General features: G+C 33.3%; 20 protein-coding genes and 1 pseudogene. 20 read left to right on the top strand and 1 reads right to left on the bottom strand.

Annotated elements, in window-relative coordinates; all coding sequences use genetic code 11:
* Positions 1–3: 3 nt before the first annotated feature.
* From dxs to CHAB381_RS06040, 7 genes are all read left to right on the top strand, one after another.
* On the top strand, positions 4–1,827 hold the full coding sequence (dxs, locus tag CHAB381_RS06070) for a 1-deoxy-D-xylulose-5-phosphate synthase (RefSeq protein WP_012109149.1): 1,824 nt from the start codon (positions 4–6) through the stop codon (positions 1,825–1,827).
* Between the two features lie 67 nt (positions 1,828–1,894).
* Complete coding sequence (locus CHAB381_RS06065) at positions 1,895–2,305, top strand: Fur family transcriptional regulator (protein WP_012109148.1); 411 nt, start codon at positions 1,895–1,897, stop codon at positions 2,303–2,305.
* A 47-nt stretch (positions 2,306–2,352) separates the two neighbouring features.
* Positions 2,353–3,552, top strand: a complete 1,200-nt coding sequence (locus CHAB381_RS06060) for a hypothetical protein (RefSeq protein WP_012109147.1) — start codon at positions 2,353–2,355, stop codon at positions 3,550–3,552.
* Positions 3,552–4,268: a bifunctional demethylmenaquinone methyltransferase/2-methoxy-6-polyprenyl-1,4-benzoquinol methylase UbiE gene (gene ubiE / locus CHAB381_RS06055; protein WP_012109146.1), complete on the top strand. Its 717-nt coding sequence runs from the start codon at positions 3,552–3,554 to the stop codon at positions 4,266–4,268. Before CHAB381_RS06060 ends, ubiE begins: the two co-directional genes overlap by 1 nt.
* Before the next feature lie 70 nt (positions 4,269–4,338).
* On the top strand, positions 4,339–5,502 hold the full coding sequence (gene xseA, locus CHAB381_RS06050; RefSeq protein WP_012109145.1) for an exodeoxyribonuclease VII large subunit: 1,164 nt from the start codon (positions 4,339–4,341) through the stop codon (positions 5,500–5,502).
* A 9-nt stretch (positions 5,503–5,511) separates the two neighbouring features.
* Positions 5,512–6,591, top strand: coding sequence for a phosphoserine transaminase (gene serC / locus CHAB381_RS06045; RefSeq protein ID WP_012109144.1), 1,080 nt, complete (start codon positions 5,512–5,514; stop codon positions 6,589–6,591).
* A gap of 90 nt (positions 6,592–6,681) precedes the next feature.
* On the top strand, positions 6,682–7,050 hold the full coding sequence (locus CHAB381_RS06040) for an HIT family protein (protein WP_012109143.1): 369 nt from the start codon (positions 6,682–6,684) through the stop codon (positions 7,048–7,050).
* A gap of 19 nt (positions 7,051–7,069) precedes the next feature.
* On the opposite strand, the gene CHAB381_RS06035 is transcribed toward CHAB381_RS06040, so the two are convergent.
* On the bottom strand, positions 7,070–8,170 hold the full coding sequence (locus CHAB381_RS06035; protein WP_012109142.1) for an FtsW/RodA/SpoVE family cell cycle protein: 1,101 nt from the start codon (positions 8,168–8,170) through the stop codon (positions 7,070–7,072).
* A gap of 50 nt (positions 8,171–8,220) precedes the next feature.
* Between CHAB381_RS06035 and CHAB381_RS06030 the strand changes: the two genes are divergently transcribed.
* The 13 genes and pseudogenes from CHAB381_RS06030 (at position 8,221) to mnmC (ending at position 23,134) form a co-directional block, all read left to right on the top strand.
* Complete coding sequence (locus CHAB381_RS06030; RefSeq protein ID WP_232215073.1) at positions 8,221–9,264, top strand: RluA family pseudouridine synthase; 1,044 nt, start codon at positions 8,221–8,223, stop codon at positions 9,262–9,264.
* On the top strand, positions 9,194–10,414 hold the full coding sequence (locus tag CHAB381_RS06025; RefSeq protein WP_041570507.1) for a fibronectin type III domain-containing protein: 1,221 nt from the start codon (positions 9,194–9,196) through the stop codon (positions 10,412–10,414). Before CHAB381_RS06030 ends, CHAB381_RS06025 begins: the two co-directional genes overlap by 71 nt.
* Complete coding sequence (gene trmB / locus CHAB381_RS06020; RefSeq protein ID WP_012109139.1) at positions 10,414–11,589, top strand: tRNA (guanosine(46)-N7)-methyltransferase TrmB; 1,176 nt, start codon at positions 10,414–10,416, stop codon at positions 11,587–11,589. The genes CHAB381_RS06025 and trmB overlap by 1 nt, the downstream gene beginning before the upstream one ends.
* Complete coding sequence (locus CHAB381_RS06015; RefSeq protein ID WP_012109138.1) at positions 11,577–12,266, top strand: cell division ATP-binding protein FtsE; 690 nt, start codon at positions 11,577–11,579, stop codon at positions 12,264–12,266. The genes trmB and CHAB381_RS06015 overlap by 13 nt, the downstream gene beginning before the upstream one ends.
* Positions 12,263–13,078, top strand: coding sequence for an FtsX-like permease family protein (locus tag CHAB381_RS06010; protein ID WP_012109137.1), 816 nt, complete (start codon positions 12,263–12,265; stop codon positions 13,076–13,078). The genes CHAB381_RS06015 and CHAB381_RS06010 overlap by 4 nt, the downstream gene beginning before the upstream one ends.
* Positions 13,075–14,382, top strand: a complete 1,308-nt coding sequence (locus CHAB381_RS06005; RefSeq protein WP_012109136.1) for a murein hydrolase activator EnvC family protein — start codon at positions 13,075–13,077, stop codon at positions 14,380–14,382. The genes CHAB381_RS06010 and CHAB381_RS06005 overlap by 4 nt, the downstream gene beginning before the upstream one ends.
* 50 nt (positions 14,383–14,432) lie before the next feature.
* The gene (gene pyrH, locus CHAB381_RS06000; RefSeq protein WP_012109135.1) at positions 14,433–15,146 is read left to right on the top strand and encodes a UMP kinase; all 714 of its coding nucleotides are present in this window, start codon (positions 14,433–14,435) and stop codon (positions 15,144–15,146) included.
* A 12-nt stretch (positions 15,147–15,158) separates the two neighbouring features.
* Entirely contained in the window at positions 15,159–15,383 is a 225-nt protein-coding gene (locus tag CHAB381_RS05995; RefSeq protein WP_012109134.1) for a DNA-directed RNA polymerase subunit omega, read from the top strand.
* On the top strand, positions 15,355–17,541 hold the full coding sequence (locus CHAB381_RS05990; RefSeq protein ID WP_012109133.1) for a RelA/SpoT family protein: 2,187 nt from the start codon (positions 15,355–15,357) through the stop codon (positions 17,539–17,541). Before CHAB381_RS05995 ends, CHAB381_RS05990 begins: the two co-directional genes overlap by 29 nt.
* Positions 17,542–17,551: 10 nt before the next feature.
* A complete protein-coding gene (tyrS, locus tag CHAB381_RS05985; protein WP_012109132.1) occupies positions 17,552–18,763 on the top strand; it encodes a tyrosine--tRNA ligase in 1,212 nt (403 codons plus the stop codon).
* Between the two features lie 9 nt (positions 18,764–18,772).
* Complete coding sequence (locus CHAB381_RS05980; RefSeq protein WP_012109131.1) at positions 18,773–19,864, top strand: nitronate monooxygenase; 1,092 nt, start codon at positions 18,773–18,775, stop codon at positions 19,862–19,864.
* A 571-nt stretch (positions 19,865–20,435) separates the two neighbouring features.
* Positions 20,436–21,131 (top strand): annotated as a pseudogene (locus tag CHAB381_RS09260) (N-acetylmuramoyl-L-alanine amidase family protein); the annotation flags it as partial.
* Positions 21,131–23,134 (top strand): bifunctional tRNA (5-methylaminomethyl-2-thiouridine)(34)-methyltransferase MnmD/FAD-dependent 5-carboxymethylaminomethyl-2-thiouridine(34) oxidoreductase MnmC, encoded by a 2,004-nt coding sequence (gene mnmC, locus CHAB381_RS05970; RefSeq protein ID WP_012109129.1) that lies wholly within the window; start codon positions 21,131–21,133, stop codon positions 23,132–23,134. The pseudogene CHAB381_RS09260 and the gene mnmC, both read left to right, overlap by 1 nt.
* Positions 23,135–23,574: the final 440 nt, after the last annotated feature.

Raw genomic sequence — 23,574 nt, 5'->3', positions numbered from 1 at the left:
ATTTTGGATATAAAAAACAAAAATTTAACTGAATTAAATGAGCTATGTAAGCAAATAAGAGAGCGAATTTTAGAAGTTGTAAGTCAAAACGGCGGACATCTCAGTTCAAATATGGGAGCAGTTGAATTAATAGTCGCTATGCATTACGTTTTCGATCCTGATAGTGATCCGTTTATTTTCGATGTCAGCCATCAAAGTTATGCTCACAAGCTTTTAACAGGACGTTGGGATGAGTTTTCTTCGCTTCGCCAACTTGGCGGAATAAGCGGTTATACAAAACCTAAAGAGAGTAAATTCGATTATTTTGTAGCAGGGCACAGTTCTACTTCCATTTCGCTTGCCGTAGGTGCTGCCAAAGCCATAAAACTAAAAGGCGAAAACCGCATTCCTGTAGCTCTTATAGGTGATGGTGCTATGAGTGCCGGAATGGCTTATGAAGCGATGAATGAGCTTGGAGAGAGAAAATATCCTTGCATAATTATTTTAAATGATAATGAGATGTCGATTAGCAGACCGATAGGCGCTATCAGCAAATATTTATCTCAAATGATGGCTGGTGAGTTTTACCAAAAATTTAAGGGCAGGGTAAATCAGCTTCTTTCATATATTCCTGACGGTGCCGCTTACATGGCAAAGCGTTTTGAAGAAGGATTCAGGCTTATAACTCCTGGGATGCTTTTTGAAGAGCTCGGGCTTGAATATATAGGCCCTGTTAACGGACACGATTTGGCTGATTTGATTTCCGCTTTTAAAGTTGCAAAATCTATGAAAAAGCCCGTTATTGTGCATACTCAAACCATAAAAGGCAAAGGTTATGAAAAAGCCGAGGGATTTGATGAACATTGGCATGGTGTAGGACCTTTCGATTTACAAAGCGGCGAGCCTAAAAAGCATGCCAAACGTTCAGCTACGCAAATTTATAGTGAAGCACTTTTAAATTTGGCCGCAAAACATAAAAATGTAGTCGGCGTAACGGCTGCAATGCCGACAGGAACCGGTATGGATAAATTAATCGAAGCATTTCCGGAACGTTTTTGGGATGTGGCGATAGCGGAGCAACATGCGGTAACTTCAATGGCAGCGATGGCAAAAGAGGGTTTTAAGCCGTATATTACGATTTATTCCACATTTATGCAGCGCGCTTACGATCAGGTGATTCATGATTTGGCGATTATGAATCTAAGCGCTGTAATTGCTATGGATAGAGCCGGGATTGTAGGTGAAGACGGCGAAACGCATGAAGGCTGTTTTGATATAAGTTTTTTAAATGCTATTCCAAACGTCAGTATGTGCGCGCCAAGAGATGAACAAAGCTTTAAGGATATGATCGAGTATTCTTACGTTCACGAGGGGCTTTTAGCGATTCGTTATCCTAGAGGAAGTTTTATTTTGCATGAACAATTTAAAGACGCACCGAAAATTTCTAGAGGAAAATCAGTTTTACTGCGAGAGAATAAAAACGCAAAAACTGCTCTTATAGGATATGGAAATGGTGTCGGCAGGGCTTATGAAGTAAGCATTAAACTTGATTTTGAGACCGATTTGATTGACCTTGTTTTTGCAAAGCCGCTGGATAAAGAATTTTTAATTAATCTGGCTAAGAAAGATAAAATTTGGTATATTTTCAGCGATAGCGTAAAAAAAGGCGGTATAGGCGACATTTTAAGCGCATTTTTACAAGAAAATAAAATTTATGATGTTGAAATTAATACTTTTGAATATGACGATAAATTTTTACCGCACGGCAAAACGCCCGATGTAGAGTATTTTTTAGGCTTGGATATCGATAGTTTAGCAAAAAAGATACTAAATGATAAAAAATATTAGTGAGTATAATAAAAATTTAAATCTAGTTATGTTATTATAAAAACTGAATTTTTTTAAAAGGCAAAAAATGGATTATGTTTCTATGATTAAAGATTGCGGTTTAAAAGCCACTCCACAACGAATTTGTATCTTAAAAATTTTGGCGAATCATAAGCATCCTACGATGGATGAGCTTTATGAACAAATTAGAAAAAATTATTCTACCGTTTCACTTGCTACAGTTTATAAAAATATAAGTGTACTTATCGATAAAGGAATTGTAGTTGAGGTAAATGCTCCAAATCAAAAGGTAAAATTTGATATTTTCGAACATCATCATATGCATATCGTATGCGAAAAATGCGGCGCAGTACGCGATGTAGATTTTGACGGCAAACTTTTGGATAAATTTCAGGAAGCCTTTGATCGTAAAATCGGCAATATCACAAAGCGGTTTAATGTCGTAGCGACTACTGAAGATTGCGAGCTCTGTAGATAGTTTAAGTGCAAATTTGCTAAAATTTGCTGATTTTTTGGAGAAATTTTATGCAATTTGTGAGTTTTAATATTGATATTTTAGAAGTTTTGTTACGTTTTGGCGAGTTTAAAAAACGCGAAATTTCTAAAATTTTTACATCTTTTGATTCTAAAAATTTTGTCCAAAAAACAGATAACGAATTTTTCTTATATATAGATGAAAGTCGCACTGTCTGCGATGAACAAACATTTAAAAGTTTTGGGAAAAAATCTCCTTTTAAAATAAAAAAAACAAGATACGAATTCAAAAGCGGAGATGTTTTGGAATTTTACGGCGCCGAATTTAAAAATTTAGCTACGTTGAATAAAAATATAAATGAGCTTAATCTTATTTTTTACGGAATTGATACAGACGGTTTTAATGCAAAATTCGCGCTTGAAATTTATAAGAAATTACCAAATTTGGAGATTTGCTGTCCGGCCGCTTTAAATACTTACGACGCTTTTTTAATTATTTTAAACCGCTTTTTTATTAAATTTGATTTTAAAAATTTAAATATTTTTCTTGAAAATTTTAGAAAATTTTGCGCTCTTTTTGAGCTTTGTGATGATTTAATAGAAAAAAATCTTTATGAAAGTTTAAGCAAAGATTTAAAAATTACGTTGAAAAAATTAAATGAGATAAGTGAGATTGACGTTTTTGCAAATTTTACGCAAAACGAATTTTTGCAAGATAAACTTGGACTTTTGAGCCAAAAAGATAAAATTTTGGAACTTATAAATAATTTTAATCGCACGAATTTCGAGTTTATTTTAAATGATGAAGAACATTTTTTCGCGCAAAAAAGTTATGAAAAAAATCTTAAAAATTTCGTTTTACGCATACTTTTAAATGAAATTTCTAAGATTTTACCGAATTTTGAAAGTTTAAATGAAAATAGTCAAAATACTTATTTTATCGAGCTTTGCGACGAATTTTATAAAATTTTTGTAATCAGTGAAGTCTTTGCTTTTACTTTGAATCTTAAAAAATTTACCGAAATTTCAGCCAAACTTGGCAAAAATTTTATAAAATTTAAAAATTTCTCAAAATGGCGCGAAATGGTTAAAATTTACCAAAACAGCGGCGAAAATTTAGATAAAGAGTATGAAAAGATGACGGAGAAAATTTTAAAAAGCAAATATAAAATTTTAGATAAAAAAGATAAATTCTGTAAAATTTCACACAATTTACTTGAAATTTTACATGATTTTAATAAAGGAAAATAGTGGAAAAACAAGAGCAAATTGTTGAAATGTTTAATGAAATTGCCCCTACTTATGATAAAGCAAATCGCTTTATAAGCTTTGGAATAGATACTTCGTGGCGCAAAAAAGCTGTCAAAATTATGCTTGAAAAGTTTCGCTTGAAAAGCATAAAAATTGCAGATGTAGCTTGCGGAACAGGCGATATGATCGGTGTTTGGCAAGAATTTGCACCGAAATTCGATGTGAAAATTGAAAAGCTTCTTGGAATTGATCCAAGTGTCGGAATGCTTGATGTGGCTAAAAAAAGATTTCCGGATTTGGAATTTATTGTTGCAAAAGCTGATAATACAACTTTAAATAACGATTTTGTCGATATTTTAAGTATAAGTTACGGAATTAGAAATGTTGTCAAGCGCGCAAAAGCTTTAAAAGAATTTAATAGAGTTATAAAAAATGGCGGATATGTAGTTATTTTGGAATTTACAAAACGCCAAAATAGCGGATTTGTAGATAACGTGCGCGATTTTTATATTTCTAAAATTTTGCCTAAAATCGGCGCTTTTATTTCAAAAAACAGAGCAGCTTACGAATATCTGCCAAATTCAATCGGCAATTTTTTGGATAAAAAAAGTTTTGTGGAAGAACTGCGATGTGCAGGATTTGAGCCTGAAATCGTGCAAGGATTCAGTTTTGATGTAAGCACGCTTTTTGTTGCAAAAAAGGTAAAAGAGATTTGAAAAATTTTATTAAAAACAGCGCAAAAAATAGCGACGAATTTTTTAAAAATTATTTCGGAAACGGCGCAAAATGACTGTAAGCGAATTGAATGAACAGGCAAAGAGCCTTTTGGAAAGTCATTTTCCAAGCATTGAAGTAGTAGGAGAAATTTCAAGATTTACAAGGCAGCCTACTAGCGGGCATTGGTATTTTACATTAAAAGACGAAAAAGCAAGCATTAGTTGCGCGATGTTTAAAAGTACAGCTTTAAGAGTTAAGTTTATTCCAAAAGACGGCTTAAAAGTGATTATAACAGGAAAAGTTTCAATTTATTCGCCGACAGGAAATTACCAAATTATAGCCGCTTCAATGAAATTGGCCGGTGAAGGCGAACTTGAAGCAAAATTTAGCGCCTTAAAGCAAAAACTTTCAGATGAGGGACTTTTTGCCGAAGAGTATAAAAAGCCGTTGCCGAAATTTCCTCAAAAAATCGCATTTCTTACAAGTCTAAGTTCAGCAGCTTATCAGGATATGCTTCGCGTTGCAAGAGATAGATTTGCCCTTGTAAAAATTGATGCGTATTCTGTTTTTGTGCAAGGTGAAAACACGGCTTCAAGTGTGATTTCAGCGTTAAAAACGGCGGATAAAAAAGATTATGATTGTATCATAATCGCAAGAGGCGGTGGCAGTAAAGAAGATTTATGGGGATTTAACGATGAAAATCTGGCAAGAGCTATTTTTGCAGCACATACACCTGTGATTTCAGCCATCGGACATGAAATTGATTTCAGCATAAGCGATTTTGTAGCCGATCACAGAAGTTTGACGCCAACGGCTGCGATGATGGATTTATTGCCGGATGTAAATACTTTGTTGCAGGATTTAAGCGGAGCTGATAATTTTCTTATAAATTTCATAAATTCCTGCTTTAAAAAATGTGAAAATGCTCTGAATGTGGCAAATTTATCATTAAAAACAAAATCAGTGGATTCTAAAATTTTAAAATTTGAAAACGATTTGCGCGAAGGCGAATCAAAGTTGGAAAATTTCATTAAATTCCGCTTATCAAATTTTGAAAACAGATTGAACTTGAATACTCAGATTTTAAAAAGCAAAGCAAAATTTTTTGAAATAACAAAAAATTTGGTAAGCATAAGTAAAGATGGAAAAATTGTAAAATTAAAAGATTTAAAAAGTGGCGATAATTTTGAAATCAGCTCACAAGAAATAAGCAAACAGGCAAAAATTTTATAAGGAGAAAGTATGAACAGAGTTTTAAATTTCAGTGCAGGACCAAGCGGAATTCCGCTTGAAGTGCTTAAAAAAGCGCAAGATGAGTTTTTGAGTTTTCAAGGTAAAGGTTATTCAATAATCGAAATTTCACATAGAAGTAAGGTTTTTGAAGAGGTTTTACACTCTGCAATGCAAAAAGTGCGCGATTTATATGGTTTCGGCGATGAATATGCAGTGCTTTTTTTGCAAGGCGGAGCTACGCTTCAATTTTCGCAAGTTCCTATGAATCTTTATAATGGTGGTGTTGCCGAATATGTAAATACCGGGAACTGGACAAATAAAGCGATAAAAGAAGCAAAAATAAGAGGCATAAATTACAAAGTTATCGCAAGTAGCGAAGAGACGAAATTTGACAGAATTCCGGAGTTTCATTTTAGTGATGATGCTGATTACGGCTATATCTGTTCAAATAATACAATTTATGGAACAGAATATAAAGAAATGCCGAAATGCAAATGTCCGCTTGTTGTAGATAGTTCAAGCGATCTTTTTTCGCGTCCTATTGATATTTCAAATATCGGTATGTTTTACGGCGGAATTCAAAAAAATGGCGGTCCTGCCGGTATTACTTTGGTCGTAATAAGAAAAGATTTAGCGGAGCGCGTAAGAAGCGACGTTCCTACTATTTTGCGCTACAAAACTCAAATTGAAGCTGATTCTATGAGTAATACACCGAATACTTTCGGAATTTATATGTTGAATTTAATGCTTGAATGGATTATAAAACAAGGCGGGTTATCTGAAATTTTAAAACGAAATACAAAAAAAGCGGCGCTTTTATACTCCGCAATTGATGAAATGAGCGATTTTTACAAAGGGCACGCACAAAAATCAAGCAGAAGTCTTATGAATGTAAGCTTTAATATCACAAAAAACGGAAGCGAGCTTGAACCACTTTTTGTAAAAGAAGCTGAAAAAAACGGAATGATCGGACTTAAAGGACATAGAATGTTAGGTGGAATAAGAGCTTCGATTTACAATGCGGTAACACTTGAAAATGTAAAAACTTTGGTCGAATTTATGAAAGAATTTGCCGAAAAAAACGGTTAATAAAGATTTTTATGAAATTTCGTATTCGGCTTTTTATACGCGCTAGAATGTGTAAATCGCCGAATACTTTTAAAATTAAAGGTTTTATTTATGATTTATAGCGATGATTTAATTTTTATTGAACGTGAAATCAGTGAAATTCCATGGATTAAAATTTTTACTCATAATGCAAAAAAAGAGCTTAGCGATTGTGATGAATGCACACAAAAAAGGCTTTTTAATGCGATTTTAATTTGCGAACGCGCAATGAGAGAATTTTATAATCCCGATAAAATAAATATTGCAAGCTTTGCAAATTACGTTCCGAGGGTGCATTTTCATGTGCAGGCACGTTTTAAAAACGACAGCTTTTTTCCGGAAAGTATGTGGGGCAAAAAGCAAAGAGACGCCGTTTTACAACTTCCGAATTTTGATGATTTTACTGAAATTTTAGTAAAACGTCTAAAAGAAAAGCTGTAAAATTTAAATAATTTATTTTTTAAATCCTGATTTGCACGCTATTGTAGGCATTTTTAAATTTAAAAGTAAGCAAATTTTGTAAAATTCCAAAAAGAGACATAAATGTAATAAAGCTACTTCCGCCGTAACTGAAAAAAGGAAGCGGTATCCCAACAACCGGGGCAAAACCTATAACCATAGAGATATTTACACCGACATAAACAAAAATCAAAATCGCAATTCCGTTTGCTGTAACTTTTTGGAAAAAATCATTTTCATCTTTATGATTTATGCTTAAAAGATGAAAAATTAAAAACATATACATACAAATAACAAATACACCGCCAAGAAAACCGAATCTTTCAACCGTATAAGCAAATATAAAATCGCTTGTTGCAATGGGTAAAAATTTAAAATGCGCCTGTGTGGCTTCGCTTGCATCTTTTCCTGCAAGTCCTCCATTGCCGATTGCTATAATGGATTGTTTTACCTGATAGGCCTTGTCTTCGCTTAGAAATTCGGTAATTCTCTTTTTTTGGTAATCGTGTAAATTAGAATATAAAATCGGCGATAAAATTAGCGTTGCGCCTATTAAGCTTATCCAAATTTTTTTGTTTGTTCCTATAATAAATAAAATTCCAAATCCGCTGAAAAGCAAAACAAGAGCGGAGCCAAGATCGGGCTCGCCAAGGATTAAAACAGAAGGCAGCAATATAAAAAAAGAAAGTTTTATGAAATTTTTAGTGTTATATCCTTCTTTTGGAGGCGGCGTTTTTTTTATGATGTAAGCTAACATTAAGATTAACGCAGGTTTCATAAACTCGCTTGGCTGAACTGAAAAATTTGCAAACGGGATTTCAATCCAGCGTTTTGCACCAAGTTTGCTTGTGCCGAAAATATCAACGCTGAATAAAAGCGCCACATTTATCCAGTAAAAAATCGGTATCAGCCAAAAAAACTTACGAAGCGGAAAAAGAAAAAAAATCAAAAACGCCAAAAATCCGGAAAAAAAATAAATATATTGCTTAAAAGCTAATGTTTCGCTCATTTCGGCAATCAGAATATGTGATAAAATTACAAGCGGAATGATTAAAAAAGGTTGTATAAAATCAAAATGTGATAAAATATTTCGGTTAAACAATCAAAAACCCTCATTTTTTTTTGATAATTATAGTAGGAAAAGGTAAAATTTTGGAAAATTTCGCGGTTAAAAATTTGAGTTCATCTATTAGACTTGATATTTTTTTGACAAAAATACTTAAAATTTCACGCAATAAAATTTTAAATTTGATAGAAGAAAATCATATTTTTGTAAATAATTCGGTGCAAAATAAAGCTTCATTCAAGCTAAAAAATGATGATATCGTCGGTATAAATTTTCCTTTAAAAAAGGAAAATGAAAATTTAAAACAAAATGCAAATTTTGACATTGAAATTTTATACGAAGATGACGATCTGCTTGTTTTAAATAAACCGAGCGGAGTTGTAGTTCATCCTGCCAAAAGCGTCAAAGAACCGACTTTGGCGGAATGGCTGAAACAAAAAAAATATATGCTTTCAAGTATAAACGGCGATGAGCGGGCAGGTATAGTTCACCGTCTTGACAAACAGACAAGCGGTGCGATTTTAGTGGCTAAAACCGATTTTGCTCATGTTAAACTTGCCGCTCAACTTAAAGATAAAAGTATGGGGCGGATTTATCTTGCTTTTTTAGATTTGGCATTAAAAGAAAATGTCTGTGTTGACAGATTTATAGCAAGAAATCCGTCAAATCGCTTAAAAAAAGCGGTTGTGCCTCCAAATGAAAACGGTGCAAGAAGTGCCAAAAGCGCATTTTTAAATATTGCAAATGATACAATTTTGCAAAATTTCAAGCCTTTAAATTTCAGCCAAAATCAAACTAATTTTAATCTTATAGCAGCCAAACTTTTTACCGGCAGAACGCACCAGATAAGGGTTCATTTATCAAGTATCAATCGCCATATTATAGGCGATTTTTTATATGGGTTTAAGAGCGATTTTGATAAAATTAAAAGAATTTTTTTGCACGCTTATTTGCTTTATTTTACGCATCCGCGCACAAACAGACAAATTTTAATCAGTGCGAAAATACCGAGCGAATTTAAAAATTTAATAGAAAAATCTGACTTTAAGGATGAAATTTATGAAAAAATTTTACCGAGTAACCTTATTAGCGCTTTTGACGATTGCGATCAGTGGATGTGTCTCAAATAGTGTTCCTGGAGTTCTTGATGAAAATTTACCTACCGTAGAAAACATCAAAACCATCAGCGCTACTACATCTGTTGGATTGGAATGGCCAAGCTATGCTTCAAATGAAGCCGTTACAGGATTTTATTTATATCGTTCTACAATGGATGAAAATGAAATGAAACTTGTGGCGAATATAAAAGATAAATATGCTACTCACTATGTTGATGATAAATTAGCGCCCGAAAGCACTTATAAATATATGATAAAAACATACGGAAAAAACGGAATTTCACAAAGCGGACCTGTTGCAGTCGCGACAACTGCCAAACTTTTAGATTCTGTACCTTATGCACAAGCTATTTACGGACTGCCTGAACGAATTAAACTTATTTGGAGACCGCACCCTGATTTGCGCGTTTCTTCTTATGTGATAGAAAGAAGCACTCCCGGTAAAGGAAATTGGAGCAAAAGAGCCGAAGTAAAAGGAAGACTTAGCGCCGAATATATCGATGAAGTAGGAAGTAATGAGAGTTATGAATATAGAATTTTTGTAAAAACAAGTGATGGTATGCTTTCAAGACCGAGCCAAATTTTAAGTGCCACTACAAAAGCTTTACCCGCCGGTATAGACGGACTTAGTGCCAGTCAAAACGAACCTAAAAAAATTATATTAAATTGGAACGGTACTATAAACGACGATTTCAGTACATATCGTATTTACAGCTCTCGCTTTGAAATTGCAGGCTTTACTTTGTTGAATGAAACTACAAACACAACTTATGAAGATCTGATTAATGAAAACAGTGCAAAGAGATATTATAAAATAACTGTTGTCGATAAAACCGGACTTGAAAGCAGCAATAACGACAAAGCGGTTCTTGGCAAAACACTTGCTGCGCCTGAAGCGCCTATAATAAACTCGGTTAGTTTTGACGGAAGCGCCGTAAATATTTCATGGTCATCAAACGATACCAGAATAATCAGTTATTATGTACAAAGAAGTGAGTTTTTGGGTTTTGCAGGAAGTAAAAAATTTGAAAACGTAAGCGACACAAATTTTATGGATTCAAACGTGGAAAGAGGCAAAACATATTATTATCAAGTAATTGGAATTGATGAGTTTGGAATTGAATCAAATCCAAGCGGCAAAAAGAGCATAGAAATAAAATAATGCCTAATTTTATAGCACTGAAAGTGCGCGATATGGCGTTGCCGTTTAAAAAAGGCGATATTGAATTTATTGAAATTTTAAACGGTAGAAATGTAAAAATGCTTCTTACGCGTAGTTTTGAGAGTATTTTTTTTATAATTATAAAAAAAAGCGGTGATAAATTTATAATAAAAGGGGATAAAACTACGCGCCCTGCAAAAGTAGCACATTTACAAAAAGCGCTTGAAGTTTTCAGGGATAATTTTTGCAATGATATTATCACTCAAGCTTTCGCTTTTAATCCAAACTCACTTATAGACGCGCATTCACCGATTGTCGGCGAAAATGAAATTTTAGAAAAAATTTCATTTGCAAATAAATCAGGGATTGAAATTTTAATCGAAATAGGTTTTGGAAGTGGCAGACATTTACTTTTGGAAGCCGAAAATAATAAAAATGCGCTTGCAATCGGAATCGAAGTTTATAAGCCTGCCACTGAACAAGTTGCAAAACTTGCCGTAAAGCGAAATTTAAAAAATCTTTTTGTACTTAATTCGGATGCCAGAATTTTATTTGGTTTGATTAACTCAAATTCCATCAATAAAATTTTTCTTCATTTTCCGGTTCCTTGGGACGATGCACCGCATCGCAGAGTTGTAAGCGGTGATTTTGCGAATGAATGTGAGCGAATACTTAAAAAAGGCGGAATTTTTGAACTTCGCACGGACAGTAAAGATTATGCTGATTTTTCAAAAGAAATTTTTGAAAAATTAAACGGCGAAATAAAAACTTATAAAAACCGTGAATTGGCCGTAATCAGCAAATATGAGGATCGTTGGAAAAAGCAAAATAAAGATATTTACGAAGTAATTTTTCAAAATCATAAAATTTCCGCTCAGAATGATGAAATTTCAGACTTTTGTTTTGAAAATTTTAATCCGCTTAAAATTTCACAAAATTTTAAAAATGAAACGATAAAAGGTGATGATTTTTTTGCTCACTTTATGGAAATTTTCACAAGTGAAAATGTGGTATATCTTAAAATTTCGCTTGGCGCTTTTGATAAACCTGAAATTTGTTTTGTTAAAATTTCTAATGAAAAAACGGGTTATTTTTTAAAATTTCCACTTAAAACGAAGCAAAATTTTAAAGCTCACAAACAAATAAATGAAAGGCTGAAAATATGGCTGAAATAGTTCCAGAGATGGAAATCATCGTCGCAAATAATCTTACTTTGGGTTATGAGCGAGATCAAAACGTAATTAAAAATGCGAGTTTCAGTATAAAATCGCACGATTTTGTTGTGATAACCGGCGAAAGCGGAAGCGGCAAAAGCACACTTCTTAAATCATTTTATGGCGGTATAGATATAAGAGAAGGCGATTTAAATGTGTGTTTATGCGATTTAAACGGCATCAGTTCACGCCAACTGCGTATTTTAAGACAACGAATCGGAATAATTTTTCAAAATTATAAATTGATAAACGAATGGACAGTTGAGCGAAATATAATGCTTCCACTTATTATTATGGGACTTGATCCTAAAATTTGTCGTGAGCAGGCGCTTAAACTTCTCAAACATGTCGAGCTTTTGGGAAAAGCCGATAAATATCCGCTTGAATTAAGCGGTGGAGAGCAACAAAGAGTTGCTATGGCAAGAGCATTGGCGCACAATCCTCAGCTTATAATTTGCGACGAACCGACAGGAAATTTGGACGAGAGATCAAGCAGTATTATTTGGAAACTTTTAGCTTCTGCGAATGAAGCTTGGAAAGCGTGCGTTGTCATTGTAACGCATAAAAAACCAAGTGATTTAAGGATGAAATTCAGACATTTTATTATTGAAAACAGCACGGTTAGGGAAAATATATGAAATCTTTTAAAACGCATTTCGGGGTTATTATTTCGCTTATTGCACTGCTTTTTTCTATGCAGTTTGGAATTTTTATTGCAAATTTAACAAAAATTTACGGACAATCAATTCAGAATGAATACAATATAGTTCTTGTCAGCAAAAAAGAGATTGATTTTTCTAAAATCAGTGATGAAAATCAGCAAATAGCAAGTATCGAGCCGATAAAAACAGATAATGTAATAGCAAAATTAAAAGATAAACTTTCGGATCAGAGTATGCAGGCCCTAAGCGCAAATTTGCCTAAATTTTACAATATCAAGCTGAAATTTTTTCCTAATTCGGACGAGTTGAAACAGATAGAAGAAAATCTCAAAAAAATCGGCGAAGTAAGTAAAATAGAGGTTTTTCAAAAAACTCACGATGAAATTTTTAAAATTTTACTTCTTTTAAAATGGCTTGTTTGCGGCTTTGCCTTTTTAATTGTGCTTTTAGGACTTATGCTTATTTACAAACAGATGCGTATTTGGATTTTTGAACATCGCCAAAGAATAGAAATAATGGAACTTTTCGGCGCACCGTTTTTCTTAAAAAGTGAAAAACTTTACAGAATGGCTATAATGGATTCCATAATCTCCGCTTTTGTTGTTATCGCTTTTTATTATTTTTTGCCGCAAAGCGAAATTTTTATGAGCGCGACTACTTTAATCGTGCCTTTTGATAAGGTTATAAATTTGCCGAATGATGCGTTAATGCTGTTAGGATCGGCTTTACTTATTTCTTTGATTGCCGTAACTCTTGTAATGATAAAAGTTGAAAGTGAAAGTAAATGAGAATTCTGCTTGCTATTTTGCTGATTTTTAACTTCGCATACTGCGCGAAAGAAAAAAGCACAAAAGAAAAAATAATGCAAACAAATAAGAATTTGCAAGTTTATGCAAATCAAAAAGATGAGTTAAACGAAAAAATAAAAAAAACCGCATCTGAAATTTTACAGGAAGAAAAAAGCTTAAAAAAGTATCAAAATGATATTGATGAGTTAAGTTCGGTCGTATCAAATTTAAAGGAAAAATACAAAGATTCTCAAACCGAACTAAATAAGTTAAATTCTCAAAATGCAGCTATTATAGGGCTTCAAAAAGATATAGAAGATAAGATAGTATCTCTTATATCAAAAGAACTGGCATTTGATTTGATAAACACGCAAAGTGAAAAATCGCTTGATAGTATTATTACGAATGAAGTTGTGGATGTAATCGGCAAAAATGCTTCAAAGGAGCTTGCAGCGCTTGCAAAAAATTATGAAACAAATCAAAATTTCATAAACGAACAGGATAAAAAAATCACATCAATAAAATCAAATATGCAAGATTATAATAAAAAAAAGGATGAATTAAATCAAAAACAGGTCGAACAAAATAAAAAAATAGATAATCTTAAAAAAAGTAAAGATGATTATATAACACAACTTGAAAAGCTTAATAATGAACAGGAAGCTATGCAAAAGACATTAGAAGAGTTAAAAATCATAGATGATAAAGAGGAAAAAGAAAAAGCCGAAAAACTTGAAAAAGAGCGTATCGCAAAGCTTGAAAAAGAAAAAGAAAGAAAAAAAGCTCTTGCTATTAAAAAAGGTCAAAATATAGAAACAGCGCAGGAGCCCGAAATAAAAGATGCACGCGTGGAAAAAATAAATCAAAAAGTAAAACAATACGGCTCAAGTTATCAATCAAGCAGAGTTAAAAAATATACCGGTGCAAAGACAATTTCTCCACTTCAAAATCCCGTTGTAAAGAGAAAATTCGGAAATTACAGCGATCCTGTTTATAATATTAAAATTTTTAACGAATCAGTTACTCTTGGCTCAAAATCAGGTGACAATAGGGTCAAAAGCGTTCTTCCTGGAAAAATTGTTTTTGCAAAAGAAACTTCCGTGTTGGACCGTGTTATAATTATCGCTCACAAAGATGGAATTCATACGATTTACGCTCATCTTAGCCAAATCGCTCCAACTATAAAAGTCGGCTCATCAGTTTCGAAAGGTTATACGATAGGTAAAATTTCAAATGATTTGACATTTGAAGTTACTCAAAAAAATTATCATATAAATCCGCTTGAGCTCATTAGTTTGAAGTAAATTTTAAACACTTTTTAGATAAAATATTAAAATTTGTAAATGGAGAAAAAATGGATAAGAAAAAGCGAATTCTAGTAAAATTTTCAGGCGAAGCTTTGGCTGGAGATAGCGGTTTTGGAATAGATAGCACGATTTTAAAATTTATCGCAAATGAAATTAAAAGTCTTGTAGATATGGGTGTTGAGGTTGGAATAGTAATCGGCGGAGGAAATATAATTCGCGGTGTAAGCGCAGCGGCAGGCGGTATAATAAAACGCACAAGCGGTGATCATATGGGAATGCTTGCAACTGTTATAAACGCAATTGCTATGCGAGAAGCTTTGGAATTTTACGATGTCGATGTGCGCGTTCAAAGCGCTATAAAAATGGAAGCGATATGTGAAACTTTTATAATCGGACGAGCTAAAAGACATCTTGAAAAGGGCAGGGTCGTCATTTTTGCTGCAGGCACCGGAAATCCTTTTTTTACAACAGACACTGCGGCTACTTTGCGTGCTATTGAAATAGAATCCGATATGATAATAAAAGCTACAAAAGTAAATGGAGTATATGATAAAGATCCGAATAAGTTCGAAGAAGCGGTACTTCTAAATTCTTTAACTTATGATGAGGCGTTAAAAGATAATATAAAAGTTATGGATGATACGGCGATAGCTTTAGCAAAAGACAATCATTTGCCGATTGTGGTTTGTAATATGTTTAAAAGCGGAAATTTATGCAAAATAGCAGATGATGATTTGAGTTTTTGCTCAATTGTAAAATAAGAAAGGAAAAAAATGCCAAGAATAGAAGAGATTATCACAAAAGCACTTGAAAGAGTTAATGGAAATCGCTATCAACTATCGCTTATGGTTGCAAAAAGAGCTGAGCAATTATCAATGGGCGAAGAAAATTTACTTGATATCGATACAAGAAAAATGAAATTTTCAGATATCGCATTACGCGAAATCGCTGAGGGAAAAATATTATTAGATGGATTTAAAGAACCGTCAGATAAATGATGATTATCTAGAACACCTTATTGACGATATTGTCGAAACAAATGATATAGAAGGTGCTAAAAAGCTTTTTTATCAAATAGAACAACCTACGCCGCTTTTAGTAAATGCAATTCAACTTTGTATCCGTCAACACGACGGTCAATTTCGAAAAAGCGGCGAGCCTTATGCCATTCACCCGATTTTAGTTTCGTGTATTGTAGCTTTTTTGGGTGGAGACGATGATATGATAATAGCCGCACTTTTGCATGATGTCGTTGAAGATACGGACTATACGCTGGATAAAATAATAGATGAATTCGGCGAAGGTGTAGCAAAATTGGTCGAAGGCTTAACAAAAATCGTAACAATTCGAGACGATAAACTTGCCCATTCAAACGAAGCAACTTCAAAATTAAAAGCCACAGCGCTTACATTTCGTAAAATGCTTTTGGTTTCGATAGAAGATGTCAGAGTTCTTGTTGTAAAACTTTGCGACAGACTTCATAATATGCTTACTCTTGGAGCGCTTCGTCCTGATAAACAAGTTAGAATTGCACAAGAAACGCTTTTGGTTTATGCACCGATTGCTCACAGACTTGGAATTTCAGCGATTAAAAATTTTCTTGAAGATTTGAGTTTCAAGTATGTAATGCCGCACGAATATGAAAAAATCGATAAATATTTGACTGAAAATAAGCAACAGCTTTGGATTAATTTAAATGCATTCAGTACAAAAATAAGCGAGCTTCTGCTTACAAACGGCTTTACTTACGATAGTTTTAAAATTCAAAAAAGATTAAAGCATTATTATTCAATTTATCTGAAAATGCAACGAAAAGGCATTTCAATTGAAGAAGTTTTGGATTTGCTTGCGGTGCGAATTATTGTAAAAGAACCGGAAGATTGCTATTTGGTACTTGGAATTATTCATATGAAATTCAATCCTTTAATTTCACGTTTTAAGGATTATGTCGCTTTACCGAAACAAAACGGTTATCAAACGATACATACTACCGTTTTTAACGAAAATATGATAATAGAAGCTCAAATTCGCACTTTTGATATGCACCAAACTGCTGAATATGGTGTCGCAGCGCACTGGAAATATAAATATAACGGCTCAATAAATCCGAAACTGGATTGGCTAAGCGATATAGGTATAAAAGAAGATGAGGATGTGGAAAATCTTTATGAATATGCAAAAGATAGTCTATATGTGGAAGATATAGCGGTTTATTCGCCAAAAGGCGGAATTTTCACACTTCCAAGAGGAGCAACCGCGCTAGATTATGCTTATGAAATTCATTCGGAAGTCGGACTTCGCGCTACGCAAGCTTACGTAAATCGTATAAGAGTGCCGCTTTTAACGGAACTTAAAAATGGTGATATTGTTCATATAATAACGGGAAATGAACCGCATTATCGTTGCAGTTGGTTAAATTCCGTAAAAACAGGTAAAGCAAAAGCGACAATCAAAAGTTTTTGTAAACAAAAACTTCACGATATAAATCAGGAAGTAGCGCTTAATATGCTTTGTGCAATTTTCAGCGCACGCAAAAAAACGATAAAAAATTGGCTGGAAAATGAAAATTTAATCAAAAAATTTTCACGAATCGCATATGATTCTGTTTATTTAAAAGATGTTGTAAATGCGCTTAAAAAATATCCAAAAAAAGAAAAACTTTTCTTTTTTACGGATAAATATGAAATTAAAAAGCAAAAATTTGATAATATTGTCGTATATTCAAATTTTAATGTAAGCAGCGTTGAGTTTGATTATTGTTGTAATCCAAAGCGTGGTGACGATATAATGGGGTTTAGAAACGGTCATGATGTAAGCGTACATCATAAATTTTGTGAACGTGCACTTAATCTTATGCGAAACGGCAATGAGAATATTTTCGTAAAATGGACCAGAATTGCGCCGCATAGATACAAAATAATTTTAAGCATAGAAAATAAACGCGGTTCTCTTGCTTCATTTTTAGCATATTTAGCTAAACTTGATGTGGATTTGGTATCGATTAAACTTAGTGAAAACAGTGAAAAATCGGTAGATTATTTTGAAATGACAATTGAATTAAACGAAAATTTAAATTCAAATGATATAAAAGAAAAATTAAAAAATAAGTATAAGATTATCGAATTTACTTCGTTAAATGACGCTTATAAAAATTAAAGGAGAGAAAATGGCAGAATATGATTTAAATTCTATTTTAAAAGAATTAAATCGTGGAATTTCCGAAATAATCGGTATTGAAAGAGTTGAAGAACTCATTAAAAATTATTATGAAAAAGGCAATAGGTTTTATGTAAAAATCGGCATGGATCCTACGGCCTCTGATTTGCACTTAGGACATAGTGTTGTGCTTAAAAAACTTGCATTTTTGCAACAACACGGAGCTATTGTACAGTTTCTGATCGGAGATTTTACAGCTCAAATAGGTGATCCTACAGGCAAAAGCGAAACCAGAAAAAAACTTGATAGAAATACGGTTTTAAAAAATGCAAAAACTTATCAGGATCAAGTTTTTAAAATTTTGGATAAAGATAGAACGAATATACTTTTTAATTCGGAATGGCTAAATCGTCTCGGCGCTACAGGTATGATTGAACTTGCAAGCACTTTTAGCGTCGCAAGAATGCTTGAAAGAGATGATTTTACAAATCGCTTTAAAAACGAACAGCCGATTAGTATAAGTGAGTTTTTGTATCCGCTTTTACAAGGTTATGACAGCGTTTGTATGAAAAGCGATATTGAAATCGGCGGTACTGATCAAAAATTTAATCTACTAATGGGCAGACAATTACAAAGAACCTATAATGTCGGTAAAGAACAGGCAGTAATGATGATGCCGCTTTTAGTAGGGCTTGACGGCGTAAATAAAATGAGTAAATCGCTTGGAAATTATATCGGCATAACTGAAAATGCAAATGATATGTATGCTAAAATTTTAAGCATAAATGATGAACTGATGTGGTCATGGTATGAGCTTTTAAGCAGTTATTCGCTTGATGATATAAATTTGTTTAAAAAGCTTGTACAAGACGGCGAACTTCATCCGAAAGTCGCAAAAGAAAGTCTTGCTATGGATATAGTTACGAAATTTTATGATGAAAATTCAGCTTTGAAAGCAAAAGAAGAATTCGATAAAGTTCATGTAAATAATGAAGCTCCAAGCGAGATAAAAGAATTTACAATAAGTTCTCCTGCTTGGATTGTAAAAGCATTGATGTCTTGCAAATTAGCCGTATCAAGCTCTGATGCAAGAAGACTTATAAGATCTAATGCCGTAAGTGTTGATAAAAATAAAATTGCCGATGAGCAACTTCAACTTAGTTCAGGCAATTATTTTTTACAAGTCGGAAAGAAAAAATTCGCTAAACTAATAGTAAAATAAAGGCAATAAATGAAAAGCTTAAAAATAGGCAAATATGAGATAAAATATCCTATATTTCAAGGCGGAATGGGACTTGGTATAAGCTGGGACAAGTTAGCCGGCAATGTCAGTTTAAACGGTTGCCTTGGAATTGTCAGCTCTGTCGGTACAGGATATTACGAAAACAGAAAATATATCACAAAAGAGATAAATGCAAAACCTTTCGGCAGTGAAAATTTTTACTCGAAAGCAGGTCTTGAAGCTATCATAAAAAATGCGCGTAAAATTTGCGGGGATTTGCCTATCGGAGTAAATATTATGTATGCTGCAAGCGATTACGCAAGAGTGGTTCGTGATGCTTGTGAAGCCGGAATAAATATAATCGTAAGCGGAGCCGGACTTCCTACGAATTTGCCTGAATTTACAGCTGAATTTAAAGATATTGCGCTTGTACCGATTGTCTCATCGGCAAAGGCGTTAAAAATTATTTGCAAACGTTGGTCTACACGTTATAATTGCTTACCTGACGCAGTTGTGCTGGAAGGTCCGCTAAGCGGGGGTCATCAAGGCTTTACTTATGAGCAGTGCAGCGATCCTGCATATCAACTTGAAAATCTTATTCCGCAAGTAAAAGAAGAGATAAAAGCTTGGGGCGATTTTCCGTTGATTGCAGCAGGCGGGATTTGGGATCACGATGATATTTTAAAAATGATGAGTCTTGGAGCAGACGGCGTTCAAATGGCAACCAGATTTATCGGTACATATGAATGCGACGCGGCTCAAGGATTTAAAGAAATTTTACTTGATTGCACTAAAGAAGATATCAAGCTCATTAAATCACCTGTCGGATATCCGGCGCGCGGTATCAGGACAAATCTCATAAAGCTTGTGGAAAATAACGCAGGACCAAAAATTCATTGTATAAGTAATTGCGTAACTCCTTGTCATAGAGGTGAAGGATCTCGCAGAGTAGGGTATTGTATAGCTGATCGTTTGGCTGATGCCTACAACGGTATAAAAGAAACAGGATTGTTTTTTACCGGTGTAAACGGATATCGCTTGAAAAAACTTATTCCTGTTAAAGAGTTGATAAAAAAACTGGTTTATGGCGAAAATAGTTAGAATTTTAGCGATTTTATTTCTTGCAGTCGGCTTATTCGGATACGATAAATTTTTAGATACTTTTGATGATAAATTTAATAAATCAAGCATTAGCGTTAAACGCCAAATGCATAATGAACTGAAAAATGTCTATCTTAAAATTTCAACAAGTAAAGATAAGGGCGGTAGAATAGAAGCACTAAAAAAGCTTGTTTCAAGTTCAAAAGCTTTAGGATACAATTCAAAAAGCTATGAAAACGAATTGCAAAGACTTGGTATAAATATTCCGCAAAATTCCGTGAAAATTATTTCACAAAATAAAAACCGTGATGATGAATTAAAGAAAATAGCGGATGCCAAACCGACTAGTCCTGACATTTTAAATAAAAACAAAAAACAAAAATTAGTTCAAAAAAATACAAATAAAAAAGATCGGCAAAATATAAAAATAGGTAAAACTGAAACAAAAATCTCTTCAAATCAAAAAAAATCTGATATTAGAACATACACAAAAAAATCAAATAAAAAAATTTCGCCGCAAGACAATAAAATTGACGATGAAACTTTAGCTATTGCGGCACCTGTTGTAAATACGTCAAATCTTAAACATTCAAAAGGTAAAATTATAGTAATAGACGCGGGGCATGGCGGAAAGGATCCTGGAGCAACCGGAAACGGTTTAAAAGAAAAAAACATAGTATTTTCCATAGCTTGCCAAACGGCTGAAATTTTAAAAAAACGCGGATATAAAGTTTATTTGACAAGGGATAAAGATGTGTTTTGGAATCTGCAAAGCAGGACAAAATTCGCCAATAGAAAGCACGCTGATATGTTTATTTCCATTCATGCAAACGCCGCACCGAATAAAAAAGCCGCCGCTTCAATGCAAGGAGTCGAGACATTTTTCCTTAGCCCTGCTAGAAGTGAGCGCAGCAAACGGGTAGCTACACTTGAAAACAGCGGAGATTTGGAAGATATGAACAGCTTTTCAAAAGAAACTTTCTTAAATTTCTTAAATCGCGAAAAAATAATAGCTTCGAATAAACTTGCAATAGACATTCAAAGTTATATGTTGCACTCTTTGAGGCGTTCTTTTTCTAGTAAGGATGGCGGTGTCAGAGAAGCGCCGTTTTGGGTATTGGTTGGAGCTCAAATGCCTGCTGTTTTAGTGGAAGTCGGCTACATAACTCATCCAAAAGAGGGCAAAAACCTTGGCAACAAAACATATCAAAAATTGGTTGCCGTAGGTATTAGCGACGGTGTAAGCGCATATTTTATGAAAAATTGATGAAATTTATAAACGGTATTTTATTTAACGAAAATTTTAAAGATTTTTACTCAAATTTCAAAAATCCTTTCGGCGAGAGCGAATTTGTGTTCGGCTCAGCTGTAAATGAAATTTTAAAAACTCAAAATCGTGTAATTGTAGCAGAACTTGGCTTCGGTCTTGGTCGAAATTTTTTAAATATAGCCGCTAAATTTAAAAATAGCGATAAAATTTTGCACTTTGTTTCTATAGAAAAATTTCCTTTACAAAAGGAAATTTTGGCTAAATTTTATGAGAATTTCAAGTTTGAAGGTGCAAAAAAACTTTTAAAACTTTATCCTACACTTGAAAGCGGTTTTCACCGTATAAAATTCAGTAAAAATATCACGCTTGATCTGCTTTTCGGAGATGCCGAATGTGTATTGAAAGAGTGTGAGTTTAAAGCTGATATTTGGCTTATGGATGGATTTTCGCCAAGTAAAAATCCTGATATGTGGAGCGATGAAATTACTTCCCAAATAGCCAGACTTTGCAGGATTAAAGCAAAAATTGCAACATACAGCGCTTCAAAAAAAGTGCAAAAAAGTTTGGAAAATGCAGGTTTTTGTGTAGTTAAAACGCCGGGATTTAATGGTAAGCGCGAAATGATAAGAGCTTATTTCAATGGAAATTCAGGCGAGATCAAAGATTATTTTTTCGAAAGGCCAAGTTTTAAAAGCGGCAAAAATGTGCTGATAATAGGAGCAGGAATCGCAGGAATCGTTACTGCAATTAAATTTCAAAATCTTGGATATAAAACTGTAATTGCAGAAAAAGCGTGCAGTGTCGCTGCTAATGCAAGCGGAAATTTTTGTGGAGTTTTGGAACCCCTTATTACTAAAAAAGGCGTGAAACTAGGCGAAATGCATAAATATGCTTTCAAAATGGCGGTCAAATTTTACAAAAAGAATGTACCGAAAAATCTTGCAAAATTTTGTGGTGCAAAAGAGTTTGCTTATAATGATGACATTTTAAAGCGTTTTGAAACTCATGATAAAAGTGAAATTTTCGATTTTAATCGAAAAGATCTGCCTTACGCTTCTATTTTTATAAAAAATGCCGCGCTTTTAAGACCGCGAAAAATTTGCGAATTTTTTAGTAAAAAACTTAATATAAAATTTGGTTATGAGTTTAGTGATTTTGTTGAATCAAATGGCGGTTATATTGTAAATTTTGTCGGTAAAAAGCCTTTAAAATGCGATATTTTGATATTTGCGATGGGGAGCGAAAGTGAAGAACTTTTTGGCGGCGGGAAAAATGTGCGTGCAAATTTCGATGATGCGATGCAAATAAGCTCCGTTCGCGGTCAAATTACACTTTTGCGCCCATTTTTAAAGACGCCCATTCCTCTTGGCGCACGCGGATATATTTGTCCTAAGATCGGCAAACGCCAGTTAATCGGGGCTACTTATGACAGAAAAGATTATGAAAATCAAGCCAGAACTTTCGATGATGAAAGAAATTTGCAAAACGTGGCTGAGCTTTTAAATAAAAATTTTGTTAAAAATACAGATACCAGAAATTTAAATGATAAAAAATTTAAATTTGAAATTTTGGATAAAAATGTTGATTTCAATGTTTCAAAACAGAATTTAAATTTTAAAATGCACACGCAAAATAAAGAGCTTGCTTTTAAAAATCAAATTTTAAATGTTAAAATTTTGGGTTCTCGTGTCGGATTTCGAGGATATAGCGGTGATAGATTTCCGTTAATCGGTGCTTTGCCGGACTGCGAATATTTCAAAGAAAAATATAAAATTTTACCGTGGCAAAAAAATCGTGCTAAAAATTTGCCACCAAAATATTTAAAAAATATCTATATAAATACATCTCATGGCGCTAGAGGTCTTTGCACGGCGATTTTGGGAGCTGAAATTTTAGCCGATTTGGTCACAAATCGTCCGTTTTGTTTACCAAAAAGTCTTATCAATGAGCTGGCACCAAGCCGTTTTTTGATAAGAAAACTTAAAAAAGGACTGAAATAATTTTATTGCAAAATTTTTTAGTTTAAATTTTCAAGTATGATTATTTTTATACGCTGTATTTTATAAAATTTTATTCCAGGCTTATTTTTGATGGAATTTTGAAGTTTTATATAAAATATTTTTTTAAAAAGCTTTATTTATTTTTACATCAAATTAGCGCTATAATACCTGTTTTGTTTTATAAGTAAAATTTATTTTTTAAAGTTTTTTATAATACAGTTTAAATATGCTTCAGCACCAAATATGTTTTTGGCTTAAATCAATATAAATATTTAAATGGTTTTTTATAAAAACTTATAGTGTCGCTGTAATCACTTATAAAAGCGTTTTAAATTTTGTAAAATTAAAATTTTTTTATTTTTCGTGACAGTAAAATTTTGAAATTTGATAAAATGCCATATCAAAAGCAAAAATAGAATTGAAACCTTTAAAATTCAAAA

This window comes from Campylobacter hominis ATCC BAA-381 (genome assembly GCF_000017585.1).
GTDB classification, from domain to species: Bacteria; Campylobacterota; Campylobacteria; order Campylobacterales; family Campylobacteraceae; genus Campylobacter_B; species Campylobacter_B hominis.
This window is presented reverse-complemented; position numbering and strand designations above follow the sequence as displayed.